At 64.3% G+C, this 23410-nt stretch carries 17 protein-coding genes; 5 read left to right on the top strand and 12 right to left on the bottom strand.

The annotated features are described in order from the left end of the window. Both TX83_RS21270 and TX83_RS21265 read left to right on the top strand, forming a co-directional pair. Positions 1–1487: S8 family serine peptidase (locus TX83_RS21270; protein ID WP_064749989.1), on the top strand; the 1487-nt coding region annotated here is incomplete at its 5' end. A 553-nt stretch (positions 1488–2040) separates the two neighbouring features. Further along, entirely contained in the window at positions 2041–3255 is a 1215-nt protein-coding gene (locus tag TX83_RS21265; RefSeq protein ID WP_064749988.1) for a S1 family peptidase, read from the top strand. A 378-nt stretch (positions 3256–3633) separates the two neighbouring features. On the opposite strand, the gene TX83_RS21260 is transcribed toward TX83_RS21265, so the two are convergent. The 3 genes from TX83_RS21260 to TX83_RS21250 all read right to left on the bottom strand — a co-directional run bounded on the left by TX83_RS21260 (position 3634) and on the right by TX83_RS21250 (position 9427). Further along, positions 3634–6243, bottom strand: a complete 2610-nt coding sequence (locus tag TX83_RS21260; RefSeq protein ID WP_261370243.1) for a reprolysin-like metallopeptidase — start codon at positions 6241–6243, stop codon at positions 3634–3636. A 580-nt stretch (positions 6244–6823) separates the two neighbouring features. Next, positions 6824–7540, bottom strand: coding sequence for a hypothetical protein (locus TX83_RS21255; protein ID WP_141233620.1), 717 nt, complete (start codon positions 7538–7540; stop codon positions 6824–6826). Between the two features lie 345 nt (positions 7541–7885). After that, positions 7886–9427: a S1 family peptidase gene (locus TX83_RS21250; protein ID WP_141233619.1), complete on the bottom strand. Its 1542-nt coding sequence runs from the start codon at positions 9425–9427 to the stop codon at positions 7886–7888. A 204-nt stretch (positions 9428–9631) separates the two neighbouring features. Between TX83_RS21250 and TX83_RS23045 the strand changes: the two genes are divergently transcribed. From TX83_RS23045 to TX83_RS21235, 3 genes are all read left to right on the top strand, one after another. After that, positions 9632–10420, top strand: coding sequence for a hypothetical protein (locus TX83_RS23045; RefSeq protein WP_141233618.1), 789 nt, complete (start codon positions 9632–9634; stop codon positions 10418–10420). A gap of 8 nt (positions 10421–10428) precedes the next feature. Then, the gene (locus TX83_RS21240) at positions 10429–11802 is read left to right on the top strand and encodes an XVIPCD domain-containing protein (RefSeq protein ID WP_064749983.1); all 1374 of its coding nucleotides are present in this window, start codon (positions 10429–10431) and stop codon (positions 11800–11802) included. A gap of 85 nt (positions 11803–11887) precedes the next feature. Beyond that, positions 11888–12583, top strand: a complete 696-nt coding sequence (locus tag TX83_RS21235; RefSeq protein ID WP_064749982.1) for a hypothetical protein — start codon at positions 11888–11890, stop codon at positions 12581–12583. Between the two features lie 135 nt (positions 12584–12718). Here the strand turns inward: TX83_RS21235 and TX83_RS21230 are convergent, their stop codons facing one another. The 9 genes from TX83_RS21230 to TX83_RS21195 form a co-directional block, all read right to left on the bottom strand. Beyond that, positions 12719–13363: an NAD(P)H-binding protein gene (locus TX83_RS21230; protein WP_064749981.1), complete on the bottom strand. Its 645-nt coding sequence runs from the start codon at positions 13361–13363 to the stop codon at positions 12719–12721. A 94-nt stretch (positions 13364–13457) separates the two neighbouring features. Beyond that, a complete protein-coding gene (locus tag TX83_RS24280; protein ID WP_428992588.1) occupies positions 13458–13700 on the bottom strand; it encodes an XAC0095 family protein in 243 nt (80 codons plus the stop codon). Positions 13701–14174: 474 nt separating this feature from the next. Further along, complete coding sequence (locus tag TX83_RS23040; protein WP_141233617.1) at positions 14175–16571, bottom strand: hypothetical protein; 2397 nt, start codon at positions 16569–16571, stop codon at positions 14175–14177. 904 nt (positions 16572–17475) lie between these two features. Continuing rightward, the gene (locus TX83_RS21220; RefSeq protein WP_064749979.1) at positions 17476–18288 is read right to left on the bottom strand and encodes a zeta toxin family protein; all 813 of its coding nucleotides are present in this window, start codon (positions 18286–18288) and stop codon (positions 17476–17478) included. Beyond that, positions 18285–18641 carry a hypothetical protein gene (locus tag TX83_RS21215; protein ID WP_064749978.1) on the bottom strand — a complete coding sequence of 119 codons (357 nt, stop codon included), beginning with the start codon at positions 18639–18641 and terminating at the stop codon, positions 18285–18287. Before TX83_RS21215 ends, TX83_RS21220 begins: the two co-directional genes overlap by 4 nt. A 215-nt stretch (positions 18642–18856) precedes the next feature. After that, the gene (locus tag TX83_RS21210) at positions 18857–19249 is read right to left on the bottom strand and encodes a GFA family protein (RefSeq protein WP_064749977.1); all 393 of its coding nucleotides are present in this window, start codon (positions 19247–19249) and stop codon (positions 18857–18859) included. A gap of 85 nt (positions 19250–19334) precedes the next feature. Next, entirely contained in the window at positions 19335–19892 is a 558-nt protein-coding gene (locus tag TX83_RS21205) for a DUF3228 family protein (protein WP_064749976.1), read from the bottom strand. Between the two features lie 108 nt (positions 19893–20000). Next, positions 20001–20843 carry a class I SAM-dependent methyltransferase gene (locus tag TX83_RS21200; protein ID WP_064749975.1) on the bottom strand — a complete coding sequence of 281 codons (843 nt, stop codon included), beginning with the start codon at positions 20841–20843 and terminating at the stop codon, positions 20001–20003. Between the two features lie 277 nt (positions 20844–21120). Continuing rightward, on the bottom strand, positions 21121–23334 hold the full coding sequence (locus TX83_RS21195) for a proprotein convertase P-domain-containing protein (protein ID WP_186442675.1): 2214 nt from the start codon (positions 23332–23334) through the stop codon (positions 21121–21123). Positions 23335–23410 lie beyond the last annotated feature (76 nt).

Here is a 23410-nt window from a genome sequence, read left to right as displayed (position 1 = left end):
CCGCGCCGGCCCGCCGGCTGCGCCTGTTGCCGCTGCTGCTTCTCGCCGCCCTGCCGGCCGCCGCGCCGCTGGCCGCACCGCCGGCCGATCCCGCGCCGTCGGTGTTCGCCAAACCGCTCAAGACCACGCTCGGCCGCTACGACTCGCGCGAGGTCATCGAGGTCAAGTTCGTCCGCGACAGCCAGGTCAGCCTGCAGGGCGGCCGCCCGATCTCGGCCAAGTACGGCCGCCTGGCCGCGTTGGAAAGCCTCACCGGCGGCGCCGGCCCGGTATCGGCGATGGAACCGTTGTTCCGCGCCGATGCCGCCACCCTGTCCAGCCTGGCCAAGAGCGCGCAGCCGCAGGCCGGCAACGCCCAACCCGACCTCAGCCAGTGGTTCCGCCTGCGCCTGCGCCCGGGGCAAGACATCCGGCGCGTGATCGACGAACTCAACGCCATGGGCATCGTCGAGATCGCCTACCCCGCGCCGCTGCCGGTGCCGCTGCCGGCCTCGCCCGCCTACGACGGCAACCAGCACTACAAACTGCCCGCCGCGCAGAGCGGCATCGACAGCGACTACGCCCGCACCCAGCCCGGCGGCAACGGCGCCGGCATACGCGTGCTCGACATCGAATACAGCTGGAACGTCAACCACGAAGACCTGTCCAAGCTGCGCCTGGCCGGCGCGCAGGTGCGCAACGGCACCCCGCGCGATCCGTTCAACGACAACAACCACGGCACCGCGGTGATGGGCGAACTGGTCGCCGACGCCAACGGGATCGGCGTCACCGGATTGGTCAACGGGGCCAGCGCGCACTACACCAATGCGATGAACACCGAGCGCGGCTACGACCTGGCCAACGCCATCCTCACCGCGGCCAACTTCCTGCGCGCCGGCGACGTGATGCTGCTCGAACAGCAGGCCGCCGGCCCCAGCGGCTGCAGCAACTACGTGCCGGTGGAATGGACGCCGTCGGTGTACGACGCGATCGTGGTGGCCACCAACAAGGGCGTGCACGTGGTCCAGGCCGGCGGCAACGGCAACATGAACCTCGACAACACCGCTTGCTTCGGCTCGCCGTTCCCGCGCAGCCGCCCGGATTCGGGCTCGATCATCGTCGGCGCCGGCGGCCCGCGTTCCAACGCCTGGTGCAGCGACAGCGTCGCCGAGCGCGCCAAGCAGCCGTTCTCGACCTACGGCCGCCGCGTCAACGTCCAGGCCTGGGGCCGCTGCGTCACCACCGCCGGCTACGGCAACCTGTACAACGGCGGCGTCAACGCCTACTACACCAAGACGTTCTCCGGCACCTCCAGCGCCTCGCCGATCGTCGCGTCGGCGGTGGTTGCGCTGTCGGGCATCGCCAAGCAACGCGGCATCACCCTGACGCCGCGGCAGATGCGCGACCTGCTGATCGCCACCGGCACCCCGCAAACCGGCGCCGGCGGCCAGATCGGCCCGCTGCCCGACCTGCGCGCGGCGATTTCGCGGGTCAAAGCCATGCCCTGAGTGGGTACTCCCAGCGTCCCGCTCACGCGGGGCGCTGGCCCCCTTGTAGGAGCGGCGTGAGCCGCGACCACGCAACGCGCAGAGCGACCCACGCCCGCCGCCGCGATCAGAAACCACGCCGTATCGCGGGTAGGAGCGGCGCGAGCCGCGACGGAGCTTCCGTCTCGCGCCGAACCTCTATGCCAGCCCACTGACCGATCCGCTCACTCCATCGCCGACAGATTGCTCGTCGCGTTTCGTCTTCCGCATCGGTCGCAGATGGATACGACGCGAGCCCCAAGCCTCGCGATCGCGACTCGTGACCGAAGGAAATCCCCGTGGGACGTCGCTCCTACCTCGTAGGCCGCTCCTCATTCACGATCTTCATCCAAGCGCTGCTGAGCCCGCACGCAAAACAGGCACTTGGTCGCACTTCCAAGGTAGGGACGCCATCGCACCGCCCCGTTCCATTCATTGCGGCCCACCCGAGCGCTCCCAACCGGCTCATCCCCGCCCGCTCCGAACCGGCCGCATCGCTGTCCGCATCCCTTCTCTGCCCTAGGAGCTTTTGGATATGCGCAAGATCAGTAAGTCGGTTCTCGCTGCAACGGCGGTCATGATGGTGTCCGGCGCGGCCTTCGCCGCCGACGACATCGCCCCCGCCCTGAAGACGGCCATGCAGCGCGACCTGGGCCTGTCCGGCAACCAACTGGCCCAGTACCTCAAGGCCGAACGCCTGGCCGCGCAGCAGGAGAAGGCGCTGGCCAAGCAACTGGGCCGCCACTACGCCGGCGCCTGGCTCGAGCGCAAGGCCGACGGCTCGTTCGCCTTCGTCGCCGCCAGCACGTCGATCAAGGCCGCCAAGGCCGCGGCCGGCGTGGAAACCCGCCAGGCCCGCCACAGCCTGGCCGCGCTCGACCGCGCCAAGGCCCAGCTCGACAGTCAGCTGGCGCGCAACGGCAAGGCGCCCAAGGGCGTGTACAGCTGGGCGGTCGACCTGCCCAGCAACAGCGTGATCGTCGGCGTCGCGCCCGGTGCGGAAGACGCCGCGGTCGACTTCGTCGCGCGCAGCGGCCTGGACAGCGATACCGTGCGCTTCGAAACCCTGGCCGAGGCGCCGCAGCGCCGCATCGCCATCCAGGGCGGCCGCGGCTACCTGCGCGATCCGGGCGACGGCTACGTCTATGCCTGCTCGGTCGGCTTCTCGGTCACCAAGGGCACCACCAACGGCTTCGCCACCGCCGGCCACTGCGGCGACACCGGCGAAGTGGTCTATCACGAAGTCTCGCAGTGGACCCCGGGCGTGCGCCTGGGTTCGTTCGCCGCCTCGACCATGCCCGACAACAACGAAACCGGCCCGGACCGCGGCTGGGTCCAGGTCGACAGCACCCACACCCTGTCGGCCAGCGTGTACGGCTACGGCAACGGCGACGTCAACGTGGTCGGCAGCACCGAGGCCGCGGTCGGCGCCGCGCTGTGCCGTTCCGGCCGCACCAGCAGCTGGCGCTGCGGCGCCATCCGCAGCAAGAACGTCACCGTGTCCTACGTCGACGACGCCGGCAATCCGGACGGCACCGTCACCGGCCTGACTCAAACCACCGCCTGCTCCGAAGGCGGCGACTCCGGCGGTTCGTTCATCACCGGCGCCGGCCAGGCGCAGGGCGTGCTCTCCGGCGGCAGCGGCAGCTGCAAGGGCCGCCAGGGCCGCACCGGCGGCGGCAACAGCTATTACAGCCCGATCAACCCGATCCTGAGCGCGTACTCGCTGACCTTGAAGACCACGCCGTAAGTCATCGCGACCGTAGTGGCAAACCGAGCGCCCCGGCCATCCGGGGCGCTTTTCCGCTCTTGTAGGAGCGGCGTGAGCCGCGACAGGGAACGCGCAGAAACCCCGATTCCCGGCGCCGCCATTAGAAACCGACCTCTGCCGTTGCGGTCGCGACTTGTGACCGGAGGAAATCCCCGTGGGACGCCGCTCCTACTCTTTGAAGCGTCGGTTGCAGGGGATGGCGACGCGAAGATGGGGCCCGCGGTCGCGGCTTACGCCGCTCCTACCTTTTGGAGCATCGGTTGCAGGGGGGGGCGACACGAATGGGAGGGGTTGCCGAGGAAGAAAAACGCCGCCCGAAGGCGGCGTTCTTCCTGCATCTGCCGGCCCCCCAAGAACTTACTTGCTCTTCGGCACCACCACCGTGTCCGCATCGCTGACGTCGTTGCCCGAGCCGTCCGCCGCGGTGTAGGTCGCGGTGTAGACGCGGCCGTCGCCGTTGCCGGCGCGTTCGGCGCGCAGGTCGAACTGCAGGTCGGCCGTGCCGATCGCGGCGTTCTGGATGTCGTTGACGGTGTCGCCGTCGCCGTTGCCGTTGTCCGGCTCGTCGCTGGTCACGCTGGTCAGGGCGTAGGCCACGCCCGGACAGTTGTCCTTGGCCACCACCGCGGCCCAGATCGGCGCCATCTTATGGTTCGGCGGCCACAGCTGATCCGGGCTCAGGCTGACGTCGATCGTCGGCGGCGTGTCGTCGACAATCTGCGCCACCGCGGTGTCCTGAGTCGACAGGCCGCAGGCGTCCTGCGCGGTGACGCGGACGCTGAGCTGCGCCGGCGAACCGGTCAGCTCGGACACCACCACGCTGCCGCTGACCCCGACTTCCGTCGCCGAGACCTGCTGGATATTGATCGTCGGCGTGCCCAGGGTGAAGTTGTTCGCCGCCTTGATCAACTCGACCGAGACATCGCCCGCCAGCACGCCGCAGGTATCGGTGGCCTGGGCGCTGAATTGCACGGTGAACTCGCAGGCCTCGTCGACCGCACCGCCGGCGGTATCGACCGCGACGCTGGGCGCGGTATTGGTCACGCTCAGGTCCTGGTCGTTGATGTCGAAGAAGATATTGCCGACCGACTGCAGCTTGATCCGGTTGTCCGCACCGCTGGCGCAGGGCACCACGAACGAGGCCGCGCCGTCGTTGGCGGTCGCCGCGATCAGCGTCGTGGCGAAGTTCTGCCCGCCGTCGCTGGAGAACAGGGCGCTGACCTGCGGCGCGATCGAGCCGCCGCCGACCTCCCAGCTCAACGGCACCGTGCAACCGGCGCCCAGCGCGCCGCTGTTGGGCGCAGTGATGAAGAACGGACTGCCCGACACCTGGATGTGCATGCCGTCGTAGGCCACACCGCCGCCGCCCATGCGGTTGTCGCGCGCGATCAGGCGGAAGTTCATCTCGCGGTCGACCTGCGGCAAGATTTCGCCGGCGCGGGTCACCCCGTCCAGCAGGTCCTGCAGGTTCGGGATGATGCGCGAGCTGGACGCGCCCGGCGGCAGCGAACGCACCAAGGGCCCGTCGCCGGGATCGGTGTTGATCGGCCGCTGGGTCACCGCGCGGTCGAACTGCTCCCAGTTGTAGGTCAGCGCATCGGCGTCCGTCGCCGAGCCGGTCAGCTCGAACGGCGTCTGCCGCGGGATCGTGTAGTCGCCGCCGGCATCGACGTTCGGCGGCAGATTGCCCGTATTCACCAGCGTGCCGCAGGTGGCGCCGTCGCCGCTGAACACGTTGGTGACGATCTCGTCGAAACTGCGCGAGTGGAAATACGAACCGGCGCCGATCGCCGAAGTGTCGACATCGTCGGTACCGCAGTTGCCGTTGTACGACATGCGCGTGGTGCCGCTGCCCGGCTCATAGCCGCTTTCGCTGTCGCCGGCCAGGAATTCGTTCAGCGTGCAACTGCCGTCCGACCCGGTAAAGGTATGCCGCGCGCCGAGCTGGTGGCCGACTTCGTGCGCGAGCAAGCCGCTGGCGCTGTTGGCGCCGTTGTTGCCCATCTGGCCCGCGCCGCGGCCCTTGTGCAGGGTGTCGTCGGTGGTCAGGCAGACCACGAACCAGGCGCAGCCGCTGGCGCCGTTGCCGCCGCGGGTGGCGAACAGGAAGCCGATGTCGTAGTCCGCGTCGTCCAGCACCACCTTGTTGTTGTCGCGATTGGCGTCGCGCAGCGTGCAGGGGCTCTGGGTGTTGTCGAACGGGTCGGTGTCCGGATCGCTGTAGATCACCTCGTCGCTGGCATCGGCCACGACCAGGCGCACGCTGACCTCCGGCTCCAGCACCGCATTGGCGCCGGCCAGATCGGCGACGATCGACGACAGCACGTCGGCCGCGCCGCCGCCCGCGTCGCGGGCCTGGTAGAACTCGCCGGTGGTCGACGCCGCCAGCCGGTAGATCCGCAGCTGCGTGCCCGCCGAGACTTTGGCGTTGGCCTGGATCTGCGACACCAGCGCAGCGGAGAACCGCGGCACCGGCGTACCGTGGTGATCGTCGTCCTGATGGAAATCGTTGGCGCCGTCGGTGCGGTCCTGATCGCGGTAGCTCAGGTAGACCCGGCCGTTGGCGGTTTCGACCGGCTCGACGCGCAGGATGCCGTCGTCGGTCTGGCCGGAAATGAACACCCCGCGGGTGCCGACGGTGATATGGCCGGTAAAGCCCTCGCGCTCATCCTCGAACACGTACGTCTTGATCTGCGGATACTGGCCTGCCAGCACCGGACCCAACAGCTGGCTTTGCGCCAGCGCGATCTGCACGAAACCGCCGCTCGCGCGCGGCAGATAGATCAGTGTCTGCGCCGGAATCGGCCCGAAGGTCTCGCGCGGCGTGCCGCGCAAGCGCGCTTCCAGCATCATCGCGTCCAGCGTCAGCGGCACGTAGGCGGTCGGCGCGGGGAACCGCTCGGGCAACTGCACCGCCGGCAGGGTTTGCCACATGCCGTCCGGCGAAGCGCCGCCGTTGACCTGCATGGCCGCCAAGGCCAGCGGATTCGGACCGCCCGTCCCCGAGGCGTCCTGCGGCGCACCCGCCGCGTCGTGTTGCGCAGATTCGAACGAAGGCGCCGACATCCGGCTCGCGAACGCGAACGCAGCCAGACCCAACGCGATCAGTGAAACCGCAGCCCAACCCCTCGGGCCGCGCCGAAACGTCGAATGGGTAGTCATGACACAGGTCCTGGTCAACGGGGGAATGCCGGCGCACCCGCGGCAGGAAGCGGGCACGCGGCCGGCACTGGGGGACAACGTCCGCCCCGCGCAGCCTCGGACACCGATCGCAGTTCCGCCAACATCGCGCCCCATTCAGACGACCAACGGTCGCCTTACCGACCGCTCGTCGCCGCCGCCCCCGACTACACCGCCACATCCGGCAATCAAAGCCCCCAGGGGTAGGAGCGACGCAAGTCGCGACCGCGTCGCCGCACGCTAGCGTCGAACCGCAGCCAACCTGCGATGCTTTTTTCGCCTTGTGCCCGACCGATCACCCATCGATAACCGCACGCCCAAAAATGGGATAGCGCACCGAGGCTCCACCCATGCCGTTCATTCGGGGTCACTCGGCCGGTTTCTTTACGTCGAACATCGGTTGTATCGGCGTGCGCAGTTCATAGTCCGAACTCTGCAATAGCCTGACCATCCGGACTTTGGTGTCGTAGAACGCAAGCCGCTCTGCGGAGGTAGCGACAACGAACCCCTCACCCATCGGCTTCTCGTCCTTCCATATCTGCGCACAGGGACTTCTGGCGGTGCACCCCTGCCGGCATCGCTGTATCTCTTGCCTCGCCCGCTTCTCGCCAAAGCTCTCGCCGACGTAGCCCGGGATGACGAGCAGGAACATTCCCACGAAGAGCGCGAGAAACACTGCCCACACAATCAACGCAGACAACGATAAATTGGCCAGATAGGGAGCGAATCGGCTTCCCCTGAGGGCTAGAACCCGCCTAGGCGGCTCGCGTGTCCCGGGTTCCCACCGAACGAAAGCAATCACGATCGCCAGATAGACGATCATCAGAAGCGACATCCAGCTGAAGACCGAACTGACGATCAGCACACCCAAGTCGATGACGCTGTAGTACCCCTTCAGCATCATGCCCTCGACACCTCTCGGAAAACTATCGGGGTCGATGCCGAATCCTCGCAGATAGGTTCGCTCCGCGGCGTACCCGGACACATGCAGGCAAACTGCGCCAACAGAGGCCAGCACCGCCCCTGCCGTGGCAATTTTCGCAAAGAACGACAGCAATTCCGCGAATCTGGCGGATGGCTTCATTGAGATTCCTCGACTCTACATGGCGGGTCACGCTGAGCCCGCCACCTCACTTCTTTCGCGGTGGCACGCTCCTTAACAGCTTGGCAAGGACTGTTCTCGCAGCGTGAGACCGAGACACAGCGATCGAATGGCCAGGGCGGTCGCAGCTTGTGTGCCCCTTAGATGGCGCCGGCTGCGGCAAAATACGGCGCGATGTCCCGCCGCGCGGTCGCGGCTTGCGCCGCTCCTACCCCGGGAGCGTTGGTTGCAGGGGATAGCGACGCGAAACTGAAGCTGCGCGGTCGCGGCTCACGCCGCTCCTACAAGGGGGGCGGCGGCGACAACAACCACCGCCCCAGGCTTGCATCAGGGCTCGATCGTGATCGACGGCGCCCCGCCCTCGCCGCCCGCCTTCGCCGCACCGGCCAGCGTCGTCGCGGTGCAGGTGCTGGTGTGCTGGATCGCATTGGTCGCCACGCCGTCGGCGCCGATCAGGGTCGTGCTCCAGACGAAGGTCGATGTCGGGGTCGAACCGCTGGTGTTGCATTTGTAGTTGAAAGTCAGCGGCGAAGCGCTGCTGGTGTTGTAGGTGCCGTTGTAATCGCTGCAGGTCCAGCCCGAGGCGCAGCTGACGATCTTGGTCTTGCGCTGCACCGGGAACTTCGGCACGCCCTGGAAGAACACCTGCGCCTGGAAGCTGACGTTGTGCGGCCCGGACACGTTGGGGATGCTGGTCAGGGCGAACTTCTCCTTCAGCAAGGTCACTCCGATCGCGGAGAAGTGATCCACCGGCATGAAGTACAGGTCGTTGTGGGTCGACGTGCCCGTGCCGCCGCGGCCGTGGACCAGGCCATAGGCGGTGTTGGTGCCGAACACCGGCCCGCCGCTGTCGCCGGCGGCGGTCATCACCTGGTTGTTGGCGTTGTGCACGCGGATATAGGTGCCGACCGAGCCGGCGTACATCGCCTGCGCGTTCTTGTCCGCCACCTCGCCGCAGGTGTAGTGGGTGGTGATGCCCATCTTGCACACCGTCGTGCCCAGCGGCAGGTTGGCCGATGTGGTCTCGCTGGTGATGTCCATCGTCGCCTGCGGCCCGCCGACCAGCTTGATCCGGTTGCTCTGCTCCTGCGCCGTGCCGCCCGACTGCTTGTTCCACTGCAGGTCCAGCGAACCGCCGTTCTGCTCGCTCTGGAACGCCAAGGTCGCATTCGGGCTGCCGATGTAGGTCACCGCGTTGTCGCAATGCCCCGCCGTGATCACCCCCAGCTCGCGCGCCGCGTTGAACACGTTGAAGCCGGTGGTGCAGCGCTGGGTGCTGCCGTCGACCTGATTGCCGCCGACGATCGCGGTCGGCGTCATCAACGCCGGCACCTTCTGCACCTTGATGTAATCCGCCACCGCCATCAGCCCCGACAAGCGCTTGCCCGCCGCCGCGGTGTCGAGCACGAACAGGTTGATCTGCGAGGCCTTGACGTCCACCCCCGACTCGAACGCCACCCCCGACGCACTCAACTGCGCCGCCAGTTCCTCCTGCGCCCCGCGCAGCAGCTCCAACGGCCGCGGCGCCAGTTGCGCCACGAACACCGGGTCCTTCGTATACCGGGCCAACAAAGCCTTCGGCGTCTTGGTGAACCGCACCACCACCCGGTACGCCGGCTGGTGCTCGATATACAGCCCGGCGAACGACTCCGGCAGCTCGCGCTGCAAGCGCTGCTCCAACTGCGCGATCGCCGGCACCCGCGCCATCCGGCGCTGCGCCTCCGACACCGGCACGTGATAGGTCTGCGCATACGACACCGCGATCGGGTCGCCCCCGACCGGCTGCGCTTGCAGCCCCAGCGAACACAACAGACCGGCCGCCAACGCGGCCGGGACGAAACGCAGAGAACGACGAGATCCAAAATCCATGAGGCAAACGCTCCTTTGGTCGAGACAGGCGGACACCTGTCGAGCGACTTATAGCGGTCGCTGCGAATGCGCATGCGCGCGGACCTGTCAGAACTGACACGACGATTGGGTGCCGATGGATCGAAACGGAACGGGTGTTCCGGTTTGGCCTAGTCCGATGGTTTTCTCGCTGCAACCGTTTGCCTACCCCGGTGGCTTGAGCGAATGACCATTAGCGGCCGCATTGAACAGCAACAGCGCAACTGCCGGTTGCTCTTGCAAGGCAGCGGCCGTTCCGCAACCCTAGGCTTGTCATTGCGGATGCCGCTCATGCCCGGATTCATCGCCAAAATCCACACCGGTTCAAGCGCGCTCGGCTGGGCGATCCTATGCCTGGGCCTGGCCGCCTGCGGCTCGCCCTCCGGCGTATCCGCGACCGCGCCGCAGGCCACACGGTCTGAACAGCCCGCACCGCCGCCCCGCTCCGAGCCTCGCCCGATGAACGACACGTCTAAAGCACCGGCCTCAGCGCCCAAGCTGAGCAGCGCCGCGTTGCACGAGAAAATCCTCGCCCTGATCCAAGGCGTCCAGGGCCCGGACGATCTGAGCAAGGCTCGGGTCGAAGCGCTGACACACCTCTCATTGGGTCCCTCCGAAGTCGAAAGCACCTGGTCGGCTCGGGGCGTCCTCGACTCCGGCTCGGGCTACGCTTTTGATTTCACCCGGTACGCCAACGGCGACAAAGAAGTACAGCTTTACCTGCCAGACGAAAAACGCTACGACCCGCAGCGACGCCATAGCTGCGCGCTGCCCTTGACCGGCCTGCACGACCAGCTGAAAGCCATGGGCTATCGGGACAGCGAATTCCCGGGACCGGACGGCCTGCCGCAGGCCTGGCAATACTGGAAAGGCCGGCAGTCGCTATTGGTGGATTACACCTATCACGACACGCCCGCAGGCGATCAGGCCGCCTGCGTGCATGCCATCACGATCGAAATGATCATTGAGAACTAAAAATCGCCATGGACCGGCGCGAATCGCTCTTCCACGAGTTCGGCAGAGACGGCGCTTCCAAGCAACAGCTCGAGCTTATTGCCAAAACCATTGCAAGCTCGCCCAAGCTGAACCATGAGCTCACCCGAGCCATCGACGCCGGCGACATAGGTCGGCTGGGCTACGTCGCTCGAAACTCGTCGGCCGATGGCACCTACGATTCGACCCATCGCGCCTTGAACCTGAGCCCCCGCGTGCTGGACCAGCCCGAGACCCGCAGAACGTTGGATCGCCTCGCGTCCGTCATGGGCCACGAAGTCTCCCACGCTATGCAGCGAGCGGACGCTTTTTCCGCTAACGTCCGTTTCGTTGGGCAGGTCCAGGAGCTGGCCCAAAGTAATCTCGCAAGGCGCGACTACACCGCAATTGTCGCGAACCATATCCAAAGCGACCGCAGGCAAGAAGCCCTGGCCGAACTGAACGGCATGAATACCCTCGCCGACCGAATGCGCAACGCGGGGGAAACGGTCACCGCGGAAGCGTTCGCGCTGCGTGCCCGCCCGCATTCCGCCTGCGTGACAGGAATGCCTGGGTCCCTGGATCCACGCGTGTGCTTCGACAGCACGGCCGGCGCCATACCAGTAGACGCCGCCAACATCGACGCCGTCGCCAGTTGCTTCTACGACATCGCCCGTACGAAGGGTGAATACCGCTACGACACCGCCGCCTACGCGATCTCGATGATTGCGCAAAAGGAGTTCGAGGCGCGCAGGCTGGACCCTGACCGCTCGCCCACCGGCGCGGAACTGGATCTCAAATCGCTGGGCCTCGATCCGCAGAAACTGCGCGCCCAGTCCTTCGACTTCGGCCCGATGCGCGACGGCCCCTTCTATCTGGTCGACACCAGCAGTCAGCCCAGACAGGTTATAGAACTGCGGCACACCCCGCGAAATCGCGACGAAGCTAAACACCTGCAGGGCCCAAGCACCGCGCAAGACCCGTCCCATCTGGATCACCGCCTGTATCAGCAGGCCATCGAAGGCGTAGCGGCATTGGACCGAGCGCTGGGCAAAGCCCCCGATGCAGGCTCCGAACGACTGGCCGCCAGCCTCTTGGGCTTGGCCAAGGAAAACGGCTTACAGCGCATCGACCATGTCGTCCTCAGCCAAGGCGGCACCGGCCTGCGCCCAGGCGAGAACGTATTCGTCGTACAAGGCGCGCTCGACGACCCGGCGCACCTGCGCGCCCACATGAAGACCGAGCAAGCCGTAGCGACGCCGGTGGAAGCGTCGATGCAACGGCTGGAGGCGGTCAATCAGCGATTGGGCGAACAACAGAGCTTGGCGGGCCAGCAACTCAACGACGTGATCGCAGAGCCGGCTCGTCCGGGCCTGTCGCGTTGATCGATGGCAGCATACGCAACGATGCGGGGCGCTTCGCCACGGTCGCCCATGACTTCAACACGTACAACCGCCAGTGGGCCATAGCATGAACCGCAAATACCCCGGCATTGCAGCTGCCGTCGTGCTGGGCCTAGTCGCATGTCACCCCAGCGATCAAGGCGGCGAACCGCGCTCAAGCCCCCCAGCCCACACTGGCCAATCGACGCCCGCCGAACCGAGCGCCCTGCTCGCCGTCGCCCGCGTATTCGCCAGCGACCGAGGCCGCGACTGGAACGCCTACGCCGCCCTGCCCCAGATCACCTGGACCGACCCGGCGCCGGTCGCGCGCGGCCCCGGCGTCTATTTCCGCCAGGGCACCGTTCTGCTGCGCGGCTTCGCCGACGAAGACGTCCCCAACGGCCTCCCGGGAATGGAGCACGGCACCGTGCGGCGCAACGAGGGTCAGTCCACCCTGACCCTGATCGGCTCGCAGACCGACGTCGGCACCGTCGCGATCAGCAAGCCGTTCTACTCCGACGATTACGTGGCCATTCTGCGCAATCAGCTCGGTGCCGCCGCCCAGCTCGTCATGATCGCCGACCAATGCGCCCCGGCCCCGTTCGACGAAGGCGCCGGCCCTGGTGCGTTCTTCGAGCTGTCGATTCCCGGTCGCGACATCGTCTATGCGCGGGCCAGCCAGCAGGATGGCGGCAAGTACACTGCGGGGTTTACGGTCTTCGAGCTGACGCGGACCCATCCAACGCAGGCGATGGCAGAGCTGGGCTGCAAGCAGCCCAAGTAACCGCGGCCCACCACTCCCCTGGTTGGCACGCAGCACAGCAGCAACCGCCTGCGCAGCTATACGGCGCAACGCCGCCGACGAATAAAGCGACTCCGCCGCAATGCTTTCATGGCGAACTCGGGGCGGTCGATGCGCCTACCGCCGCATCGCACCGGACAGCAGGACCGTACGGCCTTGGGCCGACGGAACCGCGGACAGCAGAGCCGAGGCCACCGCCGACGCGTCGATGGGTTTGTAGTTCGCCGGGATCAGGAACCCCGCCACCTTGCCGAGTACGGACCCCAGCACCTCACCCTGCCGGGTCGGTTGCCCGAGCACTTCGCGGTCCCCGACCAGCAACGATGGACGCGCGAAGACCATGCCCTCGAACGGCATCGCCGCCAAGGCGTCCTCCAGTTCGCCTTTTACCCGGCTGTAGAAGACCTTCGACTTGGAATCGGCGCCCATCGCGCTGACCAAGCCGACCCGTTTGGCGCCCGCGGCCAACGCCGCCGTCGCCACCGCCAGGTTGGCGTCGTAGTCGACGGCACGAAACGCCGCCTGGCTGCCGGCGACCTTGATCGTCGTGCCCAACGCCAGATACACCTCGTCCGCGTGTGGCAGATCAGGCAGCGCGGCGAAGTCGACGACATGCGCCGTCAGCTTGGGATGCTGCTCCGCCGGCACTCTGCGGCCGAGGCTGTGCACAGCGGCTACGCTCGGGTCCGCCAGCAGCCCGGACAGAAGTTCCCTGCCCACGAGGCCGGTTGCGCCTGCAACGATGACGATGCGGCTTGGCATTGCGAACTCCCATCGAGCGAGTTGGGATGCTGCTCAGGTATCGGCTTGGCCGTCTAGAGCGACGGACTACCGCACTCACCGAGGGCGGAACACGCTATACCCTGGATGGGCTGACAGCCTCAACTATCCGTTCCAAATCGTCGGCCAGACGATCAAAGCAGTCGGCTAGCGCCTGTGCCGAGAGGTAGACCACATCGGGGCCGCCCTCTCCGTGTGGCTCAGTTAGCTGGGCGAGTAACCGCAACTGGTCGCGGGTTTGGGTGAGTACTTGGAGGGCGCCTGCCGGTAGTGAGCAGCAGCAGGACGTGGGGTGAGCAACGGGGTTTGTACTTTGCATATCGGCGCACCTCTTTCGATAGGGCAAAGCTACAAGCGCGGCTGCAATATCCAAAACTAGAATATTCAGAATAAAGTACGGCGAAATCGACGACGTGCGTCGCAAACTTCTGATGTGGCTCGGCTTCGTCGTTCTGCGGCCGTGGCTATGCGCTGCGGCCACGCTTGGGTCGAACACCGACACGGCTCAGAATTTATTCACTCGCTAGGCCGGGTTACGCCTGCAACGATGATGGCGCGGCTTGCCATTGCGAAATCCCACCGAGCGAACTGGCATTTGCTCGGATCACGGATTAATCGTCTAGAACGAAGAACTACCGCACAAAGAGAGAGCGCGCGCGGCCTGCATCAAAGAGGCCAAAACTGAACGCGTCGCCCGTCCAGAAGGTGACGAAATCGGCTCGGCTAGCCCGGATGCAAATTGAAAAAATGAGCCGCCAGCTTTCCATAAAAAGCACTTTTCTCTCTACGCCAACTAGACCAGCCTAGTGCGTATCCGAGCAATATCCGCTCTACAAGCTGTAGCGTGAGGCACCCACTCATAAATTCGATTCAATCTAGGAGCAACAGATGACCAACATTGATCCAGATAATTCAAAAATATATCAGCCCTTTCTAGACGCTCATCCATTGACTTAGCATCTAGAATTCGCCCGCGAAACATAGAATCGGTAATAGGAACATCGACAATCACCGCATCTACATAAGCCAGCATATCTGGAAGACGCTTGATTGTATAAACCCCCGCAGCACTAACACAAAGTCGCGAACCTGCACCACCCCTAAGGCGCACAGGCGTTGTAACAAGCCCTTTATCCATACATCGACCAAGAGCTACCCGGATTTGATTTGGGTGGTATCCAGCCTCTTGCAACGCTCTGTATACCTGATCCTTCTCAACATATCCCTCCGAACCTCCAACCTGCCCCTGCCGATCAACGAAAGAAACAAGCGCCGATAAAAGAAAATGCTCATCAGGGCTATTAGATGAAATATCAAAAATATTAACAAAAGGAGATTCAGAAGGATCGTAGTACTCATGATCCCCTAGAATAACAGCCCTTAGAAACTCATGTAATGGCAATCTATATTGCCCATATTTCTCCACGGCATCAAGGATCTTCTTTGAATCCACATGCCCGCTTCCGACGAAAGAAGTCAAAAACCCAAGTGCATCCCTTACATTTCCCGAGCACATGTTATCAATCATCTCAACCAATGCATCCCCTCGATGCAAAGCATCACGAATCATCTGCATATAGTCGAGAAGCTTGGAAGACGAGAATTCAGCCCCAAATGGCAATGAATTAACGATTCCCTTATCCCGAAGAGACTCTAAAGCAAAATCAAGGCGTTTGACTAACACCTGATCGACCCGGGGCGGGTCTATCGTGAAGACCCGAGGTTGATATGCAGCTATGAACCCGCGCACCTTAGATTCAGAAAATGTTTCGGGGCGCAAAGCCAAAAAAGCAGTTAGAGGCCATTCTGAGGCCATAGTTTGACTAATTAGAAAAACCTGCTCTTGAAACTCGATCGGGCGCTGATCAACGTTGTCAAGAAAAATAACTATCTGACGCTTTTGCCCTTTAGATATGTGAGACAGCACCTCTTTCAAATGCTCATCACGATTCGATACGAGCTCAGAAAGAAACTCAATCTCCTTTATGAGATATGCAGTGGAATCGATCTTTTTTAATGCGCCGAAGATTCCCCGGGAAAAATCCTCCAGCCTCCTATTATAAACGCCCCTTACAAAAGAATCCTCATACACGTCGAGACCCGTATTAACACGGATCTGCCTGACAATTTCGTGAGCCACATAAGAACCGAGATCTTCAGCAACTGATGGCTTAGAGCCAAAATCAATATATAAAACTATTGCCCTCGAGAGCTCATCTTTTGCATCGACTTTAATCAGACGCCGAATGAACATAGACTTCCCTACACCTATATCCCCCACAAGCAATATAGGTCGGCGACTGACAGCAGCAGCACCGATATTAGCTATGACATCTGGAGACAAACCCTTTTTAGTCGTCGCTGGCGACGCAGTAACTCCAGCTTCTTTTTCAAAAAACTGAGAATATCTAGATTTCAATAAATCCTTACTAACCAACGCATACTGTGAAAGCGCACCACTCTTGCAGTAGGTCTCTTCAAGAAAGCGCTCCTCGAGAGCCGGCTCTTTAGCGAGATCCTCAAGAAATATACCCCCAAGAATCTGCATTTCAGCAGAAGTCGGGTTTCTATTCTTATGCCCCGGGTAATCAATAAGTCTTTGAGCTAATTTCTCCGGAGGCAGCGGCAACACGTCAGCATTCAGAACCCTATCAAGACTGCTTTCAGCGGTACCGGCGGGCGAGAGCGCATCCCAAAGCTCACTAAACCTCTCGCTCATATCATTAAGCGATGAAAAAACCAATGCACGCCCCTTCAAGGGGGGCACGGCATCCTTCCGGCTCCCCACGAATGCAATGACCTGATGTCCGTTAATTACCGCTCCATATGGAATGCCACGCGTTAAACAGTAATTCATTGCCTGTTCAATAGCAGCTTTAATTCCAGAGTTTTCACGACATAGCAGTTCAATAGGAGCTGTTGCCCGCTCCCAGCCGGCGGGCAATTCAAAAGCGACCTCAGTCTTCTTTGCCTCTACAAGCAAACGAACAGGATTGCCACACTCATAATCAGAGTAGCCATCTGGACCGTGACGCTCAGTAACAGAATCTCGCAACGACCATCCCAGCACTTCGAATAGAAGGGCGTTGATTAGCTTCAATCGAGTATCGGACTCGTTGATTTCAGTCAAGGCTCCAAACTCTGAAATCATACGATCTAATGCTAAACGACCAGATTCAAAATCAGCCATTTGCCGCCCCCAATTCAGTCATCAAATACAAATCAAATAAAGCATCGTCGACGTTCCGCCTGCACGGCACTGAGTGATCCTCGCCCCTCCCGTTAGAGTCGTAGCACCTACTCTACGAGATCTGACGGAGTGACCTCTGTCACATCACCGCTTTAGCAAGTGACCTCAGGCTGATTGTAGACAACCCATTCGACGACTGAATAGATTTCAGGCCATTTTTGCTAGACGTGCCCATCCTTTTCGCTCCGCCTATACTGCTAAAGGCGCAACCAGAGCCTTGCACAAACTCCTACTCAGCCAAATTGGCACTGCTTGAATTCGATGCCACACAAGATCCGCTACCTGGCTACACGCCGGATCGCACTCTTCTAGATTCAAAGTGTTACGCATCATTGTGATAGAAGCCATTAGCGTTTCGACTAGGTCCGCGCTGCACATACAGTTCTGCCAAGCCGGTGCCGCTCTCGTTTGTCACTTGCTTATGACTGTGGAGAGTGACGATTATCCAGCCAATGCCTTTGAACCAACCGTTAGCACGGCCATTCTTCTTTTCGCACCCGCGCCACTCCGCCTCCTTCCTCAAGGATGTCGGAGGCGTCATTACGCCATCATCCTAGGCCCACCCTGCCCCGCAACACCCTGACTCCGCACCTGCTCCTGCTGCTCTCGCTGCGTCTGCTCGCTCTGCGCCAACCGCGTCGTCTCTACTTGGCGGTAGCGTTCTTCCACCTGGGTCGACTGGGCGTCGGCGGTCTTCATGCTGGCGAGGTGCGCGGCGGACCCAGGATTTGAGTGGCCGACGCGGTAGAGGTGCACCTCTCGCCGAGGCCAGGTTCGCGAATGGTTGGCTGAAAACCAGGCGGATGTCTTCGGAAGGAATCAGTTCGACTTCAAAACTCCCACGTCATGGCATCGGCAGCTCGGTCATGCGAGCAAGTATCTCGGGAAGGTCTCGGTGCAGGGCCGATTGTTTTTTTAACCCCCTATGCACTGCCTTGGTGACTTTGGGATCGGCAAGCCGGGCCTCGCGCGCTTGCTCAAGCACCGCTCCGGGCGGCACTGGGTTGATGCGGCCGTCATAGAGCTCCAGGCCATCGCCATTGAAGATGCGGATCGGGATTTCTGCTTGGCCGCGCACACGGTCCAGGTTGCTTGGCATGTTCTCGTAGGACTGCTTACGCAAGGTTTCTTGGTGATAAAGACCGTGACCGTCCCTGAGGAAGCCACTCAGGAAGCGCGCATCGACGGCGAGTTCACTCTCCAATCTATGCACGGCCACGACTCGGACTTGAACTTCGTAGCGCTCGGACTGCAGTAACCGTATCTGGTCGAGCAGGCTTTCCGCGTCGCTCAACGTGGTGTCGACGATGATGTTCTTACGGCCTCGAACCGCCACCTCTTGCAAGGCAGCGGCCCATAGACCGACATCAGGGTCGGTGTCGAGAGACCAGTTGTATGGGCTCGCGTTGCGCAGCTCGCGCACACCCGGCCAATAGCTGCGGAGCCTGTCCGGGTCGATCATGATCAGATCGTTGCCCAACTCTGCTTTCGCCATGCCTATCAGGGCGCTTTTCCCGGCGCCCGGCTGGCCCACCAAGAAGATCGCCCGGGGTTGGGAGTGGGATGAGGCCTGCTCCATGCCGCTATCGGGAACGATCCGATCCCAGAAAATCATCTCGCCGATGCTTGTGTCCAACACGCGCTCTTGGGAGGTCATTCGAATGCCTTCTTATGCAGCTTGAAGTAACGCCCAAGCCCGTCGGGATCGCTGTCGAAGCTCAACAGCGCGCGGCCCATCGTCGATCTTGCGCGTTCGGCCTCGTCGAACAACACGGGGTTTCGGTCAGCCCGCGCGGCTTCCAGCTGTCGAACGGCCTCTTGAAGGAAACAGTCGAGCCGGTTCTGAAGTGCCCAGATGGCCTCGTCCAAGGGCTGCGCTCGGGGCGTCGGCTGTGCGAATTCATTCAGGACGGTTTGTAAGCTTTCGACATGCCCCGGGTAGTCCTTGAGCAATTCGCGCAAGCTGGACGGGACTTCCGGGGGCGGCAGCTTGGCCTTGAATAGCCACATGCGGTGTCCTCTTCCTGAGCGGGGCATTGGGGCCGGATAAAAATCCCCTATCCCGGGGCCGGCTGGCAAGCCTTGCGCGGCGGTTTCGGCGCAAATTGTTCGATCGATCGCGTTGAACGAACGAAACTCGCAACCGTGGGTTGCGGTCGTGCCGCGTCAGGCCGTGTTTCGACGTTGGCGATGCGTGGACGAATGTGCCAACTCGCCTGTTTGGTCTAGTCCTCGTACCGCCCCGCACTTTCGCGATTGCGTTCGTAACTATGCGCCAGCGGAAACGGCGGCAGCCAGGATTCGCGGCGCACGGTCCACAGTTCGTAGGTGGGTTGGAATTGGTCGGGCGCGTCGAGGGCGCCGAGGTTCAGTTCGACTTCGTCGCCGCTGCGGCCGAATACCGGCGAGCCGCAGTTGGGGCAGAAGTGGCGGTTGCGGTAGTGGCGGGTGTCGCCTTCGACGCTGACCGCGTCGGCGGGGAAGATCGCCGAGCCGTGGAACAGGGCGCCGTGGTGTTTGCGGCAGTCCAGGCAGTGGCACAGGCCGACCCGGTAGGGCCGGCCGGTGGCGACGACGCGGACTTGGCCGCACAGGCAGCCGGCGGTGGTTCGGTCCATGCGGGGCTTCCTTCGAAGGCGAGCGCTGCCCGGTGTACGACGAATCCGGCGGCGTTGCAATGCGAGCCGTGCGCGGTTTCGGCGCTCAGCCGCGCCAGTTGGCGTGCGCGCTCCAGAACTCGACGCTGCGCCGGTAAGCCTCGCGGTCGAGCGGCACGCCGGAGCCGCCCTCTTCCACGCCCAGGGCATTGCGCATCATGGTGATCGGGGCCATCGGGGTTTCGACCGGTTCGGCGGTGTACATGCAGCCGACCACGCCCCAGTCGGCGTCGATGGCGGTGCCTTCCTTGGCCAGTTGTTCGCGGCTGTAGAGGATGACGATCAGGTACTCGGCCACCGGCGGGTCCAGGCCCTCGAACCAGCGCACCAGCACCGGCAGTTCGTCCTGGGTGCGGGCCTCGTAGCCGCTGCGCAGCAGGTGGCGGTTGGCGTCGGTGATCGGCACCGCCAGGCAGCGGGTGCGGGTCCAGTTGCGGTGCACGTGCAGTTTGCAGAACGGGGCGTAGCCGTCGAGCACCTTCAGCGGCAGGTGGTCGTTGAGGTGGCGCTCGAACTGCTCCGGGGTGATGTCCTGGATGGTGTTGCGGCGCGGTTCGCGCGGGAACAGGCGCGGGCGGGCGAAGTCGGTAAGGACGATGGTCATGCGGGCATTATCGCGGAGCAGCGGCGCGCGGGTACGGGTGCGGCGGTCCGGCGCGCGGCGGGCGCAGGCGCCGGCACGCCTCGCTCACCCGCGCGGTGGGTGCCCGGCTCAGGCGTCGACGCTGCGGAACACCGCCGGGCCGTAGGCGTCGCCGACGTCCTGGCGGACCAGCCAGGGCTGTGCGGCCAGCGTCGCTGTGCAGGGGCCGAAGCCGCAGACGCGGATCGCGCGGCGCGCAGCGTGTTCGCGCAGGCGTTCGAGCACTTCGGCCAGGATCGCGCCCTTGAACGGCGTGTAGAGGTAGAACACGGTGCCGGATGCGAGGTCGGCATGGCGCGCGTCGGCTTCGACGAAGCGCGCGTTGGCCAGGTTCAGCGCCAGGGCCGCCTGGCGCGCACAGGCCACGTAGGCCGGTTCCAGTTCGATGCCGACGGTTTCGGCCTCGGTGCAGATGGCCGCGAGCAAGGGCACGTGGCCCAGGCCGGAGCCGAGGTCGACCAGGACGTCGCCGGCGGCGAGGCCGCTGTCGCGGATCATCGTCAGGGCATGGCGCGCCGGGGTCGGCTGGTAGAACACCATGTCCGGCGTCAGCGCGATTTGCGGCGCTTGCGGTTCGGCGAATGGCAGTACGCCGGCGATCAGCTCGTCGAGCAGGTCGTAGGCTTGCGGGTCGTGCGTGGGCGCCTCGCGCGCCCAGGCCGTCGCGTAGTGCAGCAGGCGCGCGGCGCCGCGGCCGCTGCGGATGTCTTCGCGCAAGTCGCCGTAGAAGGCCGCGTTGAGCGCTTCGAGCCGGTCGACGGCGGCCTGGGCGGCTTGGCGCAGGTCGGCAGCGGCATGAGGCAGGCAGGCGTCGATGCGGTCGAGGGCGTCCAAACGCGCCGGGACGCCGTCGGGCCGTGCGAGTGCGGGGTCGTGTTCGATTTGCGCCAGCAACGCGCGGAGTCGTTCCATGCGCGCATTGTAGTCGGCCGTATTGGCGCCGCACGGGCAGTCCGGGTTTCGGGGAGAGACCGATGCGGTGGCGGCCGGGGGCGCGTGCGGTTGTGGAGATCGTCTCGATCGGGAGGCCCTCACCTCGGCCCCTCTCCCGCAAGCGGGAGAGGGACACGGCGACAGCTTTGGTGCGGCGCGTTTTGGCAGGGCGTTCCGTCGGGGTGACCCTCACTCGTTCCCCTCTCCCGCAGGCGGCAGAGGGGAACGGCAAAGGCCGGGGCGACGTCGGGCAGCGCTACGGCGTGCGGAAGAAATCCAGCGTCCAGTGCAGCAAGGTGCCGGAACCGCCGAGTACGTCGTCGGTGACGCGCAGCTTCCACACGCCGTTGGCGACTTGGTCGGTCAGGTCCAGGCGCAGTTCCGGGCTCGGATTGATCGGGCCGTTGTGGTGGTCGCGCAGCAGGTAGGCGCGGCCGTCGGGGGCGATCAGCTCGATCTTGAGATCGCTGCGGTGTGGGTGGCTGACGCGGTAGCTCACCCGTGCGATGCCGCCGTTGCCGTTGGCCCCGCCGACCGTCAGCGGGCTTTCGATCACGGTGTTGTCGTTGATCAGGTAGTCGGTCGGGTTGGCGAACAGCGCCCGCGGGCGGGCGTCGTAATCGGCGCCGTAGGCCGCCATCACGCTGGCGCCTTCGATGTCCGTATCGGCTTTCAGGCGCAGGAAGTACGTGAGCGGGAACTCGGCCTGCGGGTTGCGTTCGACGCGGCAGAACGTGCTCCACAAGCCCGAAGTGCGGCAGTGGAATTCGCTGTCGGTCGGCGGCGCGCCTTCGCGCACGTACAGCGTGCCGCGGCCGGTGCCGAATCCGACTTGGGTGTTGAGATAGAAGCCGGGTGCGTAGCCTTCCGGTTTCATGATGTTGAACAACAGGGATTCGCCGGCGCGCAGGGACATGCCGACGCGGGTGAGTTCGTTGGGCAGGCGGTTGGGGTCGATGTACGGCAGCACCGTCACCTGCACCGGCAGGCGATGGGTCGCCGACGCGGCCGTGGCCACGACGTTCGCCTGGTAGATGCCCGGCGCGGCATCGGCGCTGGCGGTAAAGGCGATGCTGGTCGGGCCGTAGGGGTCGACCACCGTGGGACTGAAGCGTGCATTCACGCCCGCCGGCAAGCCTTCCATCGAGAACGCGATCGGCTGGTTCCAGGCATGCAGCGGGCGCGCGTTGATCTCCAGCCAGCCGCTGATGCCGGCCTGCTGGGTCACCGCCACCAAGGCGCGGCTGCGGCCGACCGTCCACAGCGTGAAATCCGGCGCCGGATTGACGTACAGGTCGATCCGGGCGCTGCGCACGGTGCCGCCCGACGTGCCGGTGATCGTCAGCGGATACACGCCCTGCACCGCTTGCGCGGAGGCTTGCAGGGTCAGGGTCGAATTGACTGCGGCTTTGGCGCCGGGATAAACCGGGTTGAGGCCGAACGCGGCGCGGACGCCGGCCGGCAGGCCGCTCACGCCCAAAGTGACCGGCGCGTTGAACGCGGTGCCGACGACGGTGACCGGCAGTTGGCTGCTGCCGCCGATGGGCGTGACGTGCTGGGTGCCCGACAGCACCAATTTGTAGCCGGCGTCGGCGGTCACGACGAGATCGACCGTGGTGCTGCGCACCAGGTCGCCGGAGCGGCCGATGACGGTGATCGGGTACGTGCCGGCCGCCGCGTCCGCGGCGACGTTCAACGTGAGCTTGGAACGCGAGCTGCCGTTGGCGGTCGCGGCCAGCGCAGCCGGCGCGAACTTCGCGCTGACGCCGGCGGGCAGGTTCGACACGGTAAGCGCGGCGGCTTTCTCGAACCGGTCGATGCTGTCGAGCACGACAAAGGTCGCGACCGAGCTTTCACGGCTGCTGGAGACGATGCGCGGCTCGACGCCGATGCGGAAGTCGCCCGCGGTTTTTCCGGCGGGCGGCGTTTTCGTTTGCGCTGACGCGACGTTCGTCGTCGCCAGCGCCAGTCCAGCCAATACGCAAACGCACTGAGCGACGGCGCGCAGCCGTCGCAGCGGAATAGCCATAAGACCGCTCCTGAAAGAGGGATGCCGGCGACGCCCCCGCGTCGCCGGTGCCGTGAGGCGCGGCGATCTTCCCAGAACCCCGATAGGGCGATTGAGAGGGCCGGCATGATTCGCGATGAACGAACGGGCTTGCGGCACAGTCCTGGCGAGGTGCGGCGAGCGGTCGTCGACTTCGTGCGGGCGAGCGCGGTTCGCGTGCGCGCTGCGCGCGGCGGCGGCGTGATCGGCGTCGCGGCTTGCGCCGCTCCTGCCCTGGCGGTTTCGTGGCCGCTGTCTGTGCGCCGCCCCCCTGTAGGAGCGGCGTGAGCCGCGACCACCGAAGCGAGGGTCGCAAGCGTCTCCCGCCGAGGCTCGGACCGCGGCGGTGCCGCCGCGAAGCTTGGCGATCGGTCGATTCGGGTGAGTACGCGGTGTTTCACCGCTTCGGCTGTCGCGGCTCACGCCGCTCCTACAAGGGCTGCGGCGCGGAAACGAAGAGGCCCGCTTGCGCGGGCCTTTCGTCGCAGCCGGTGCGGGA

It is taken from the genome of Lysobacter antibioticus HS124, assembly GCF_000336385.2.
GTDB lineage: Bacteria > Pseudomonadota > Gammaproteobacteria > Xanthomonadales > Xanthomonadaceae > Lysobacter > Lysobacter firmicutimachus.
This window is presented reverse-complemented; position numbering and strand designations above follow the sequence as displayed.

What these genes read in the sequence shown, in the direction of transcription:
- TX83_RS21265 (WP_064749988.1), top strand. Translation starts at nt 2,041, where the DNA reads ATGCGCAAGATCAGTAAGTCGGTTCTCGCTGCAACGGCGGTCATGATG.
- TX83_RS21260 (WP_261370243.1), bottom strand. Translation starts at nt 6,243, where the DNA reads ATGCAGGTCAACGGCGGCGCTTCGCCGGACGGCATGTGGCAAACCCTG.
- TX83_RS21255 (WP_141233620.1), bottom strand. Translation starts at nt 7,540, where the DNA reads ATGAAGCCATCCGCCAGATTCGCGGAATTGCTGTCGTTCTTTGCGAAA.
- TX83_RS21250 (WP_141233619.1), bottom strand. Translation starts at nt 9,427, where the DNA reads ATGGATTTTGGATCTCGTCGTTCTCTGCGTTTCGTCCCGGCCGCGTTG.
- TX83_RS23045 (WP_141233618.1), top strand. Translation starts at nt 9,632, where the DNA reads ATGACCATTAGCGGCCGCATTGAACAGCAACAGCGCAACTGCCGGTTG.
- TX83_RS21240 (WP_064749983.1), top strand. Translation starts at nt 10,429, where the DNA reads ATGGACCGGCGCGAATCGCTCTTCCACGAGTTCGGCAGAGACGGCGCT.
- TX83_RS21235 (WP_064749982.1), top strand. Translation starts at nt 11,888, where the DNA reads ATGAACCGCAAATACCCCGGCATTGCAGCTGCCGTCGTGCTGGGCCTA.
- TX83_RS21230 (WP_064749981.1), bottom strand. Translation starts at nt 13,363, where the DNA reads ATGCCAAGCCGCATCGTCATCGTTGCAGGCGCAACCGGCCTCGTGGGC.
- TX83_RS24280 (WP_428992588.1), bottom strand. Translation starts at nt 13,700, where the DNA reads ATGCAAAGTACAAACCCCGTTGCTCACCCCACGTCCTGCTGCTGCTCA.
- TX83_RS23040 (WP_141233617.1), bottom strand. Translation starts at nt 16,571, where the DNA reads ATGGCTGATTTTGAATCTGGTCGTTTAGCATTAGATCGTATGATTTCA.
- TX83_RS21220 (WP_064749979.1), bottom strand. Translation starts at nt 18,288, where the DNA reads ATGACCTCCCAAGAGCGCGTGTTGGACACAAGCATCGGCGAGATGATT.
- TX83_RS21215 (WP_064749978.1), bottom strand. Translation starts at nt 18,641, where the DNA reads ATGTGGCTATTCAAGGCCAAGCTGCCGCCCCCGGAAGTCCCGTCCAGC.
- TX83_RS21210 (WP_064749977.1), bottom strand. Translation starts at nt 19,249, where the DNA reads ATGGACCGAACCACCGCCGGCTGCCTGTGCGGCCAAGTCCGCGTCGTC.
- TX83_RS21205 (WP_064749976.1), bottom strand. Translation starts at nt 19,892, where the DNA reads ATGACCATCGTCCTTACCGACTTCGCCCGCCCGCGCCTGTTCCCGCGC.
- TX83_RS21200 (WP_064749975.1), bottom strand. Translation starts at nt 20,843, where the DNA reads ATGGAACGACTCCGCGCGTTGCTGGCGCAAATCGAACACGACCCCGCA.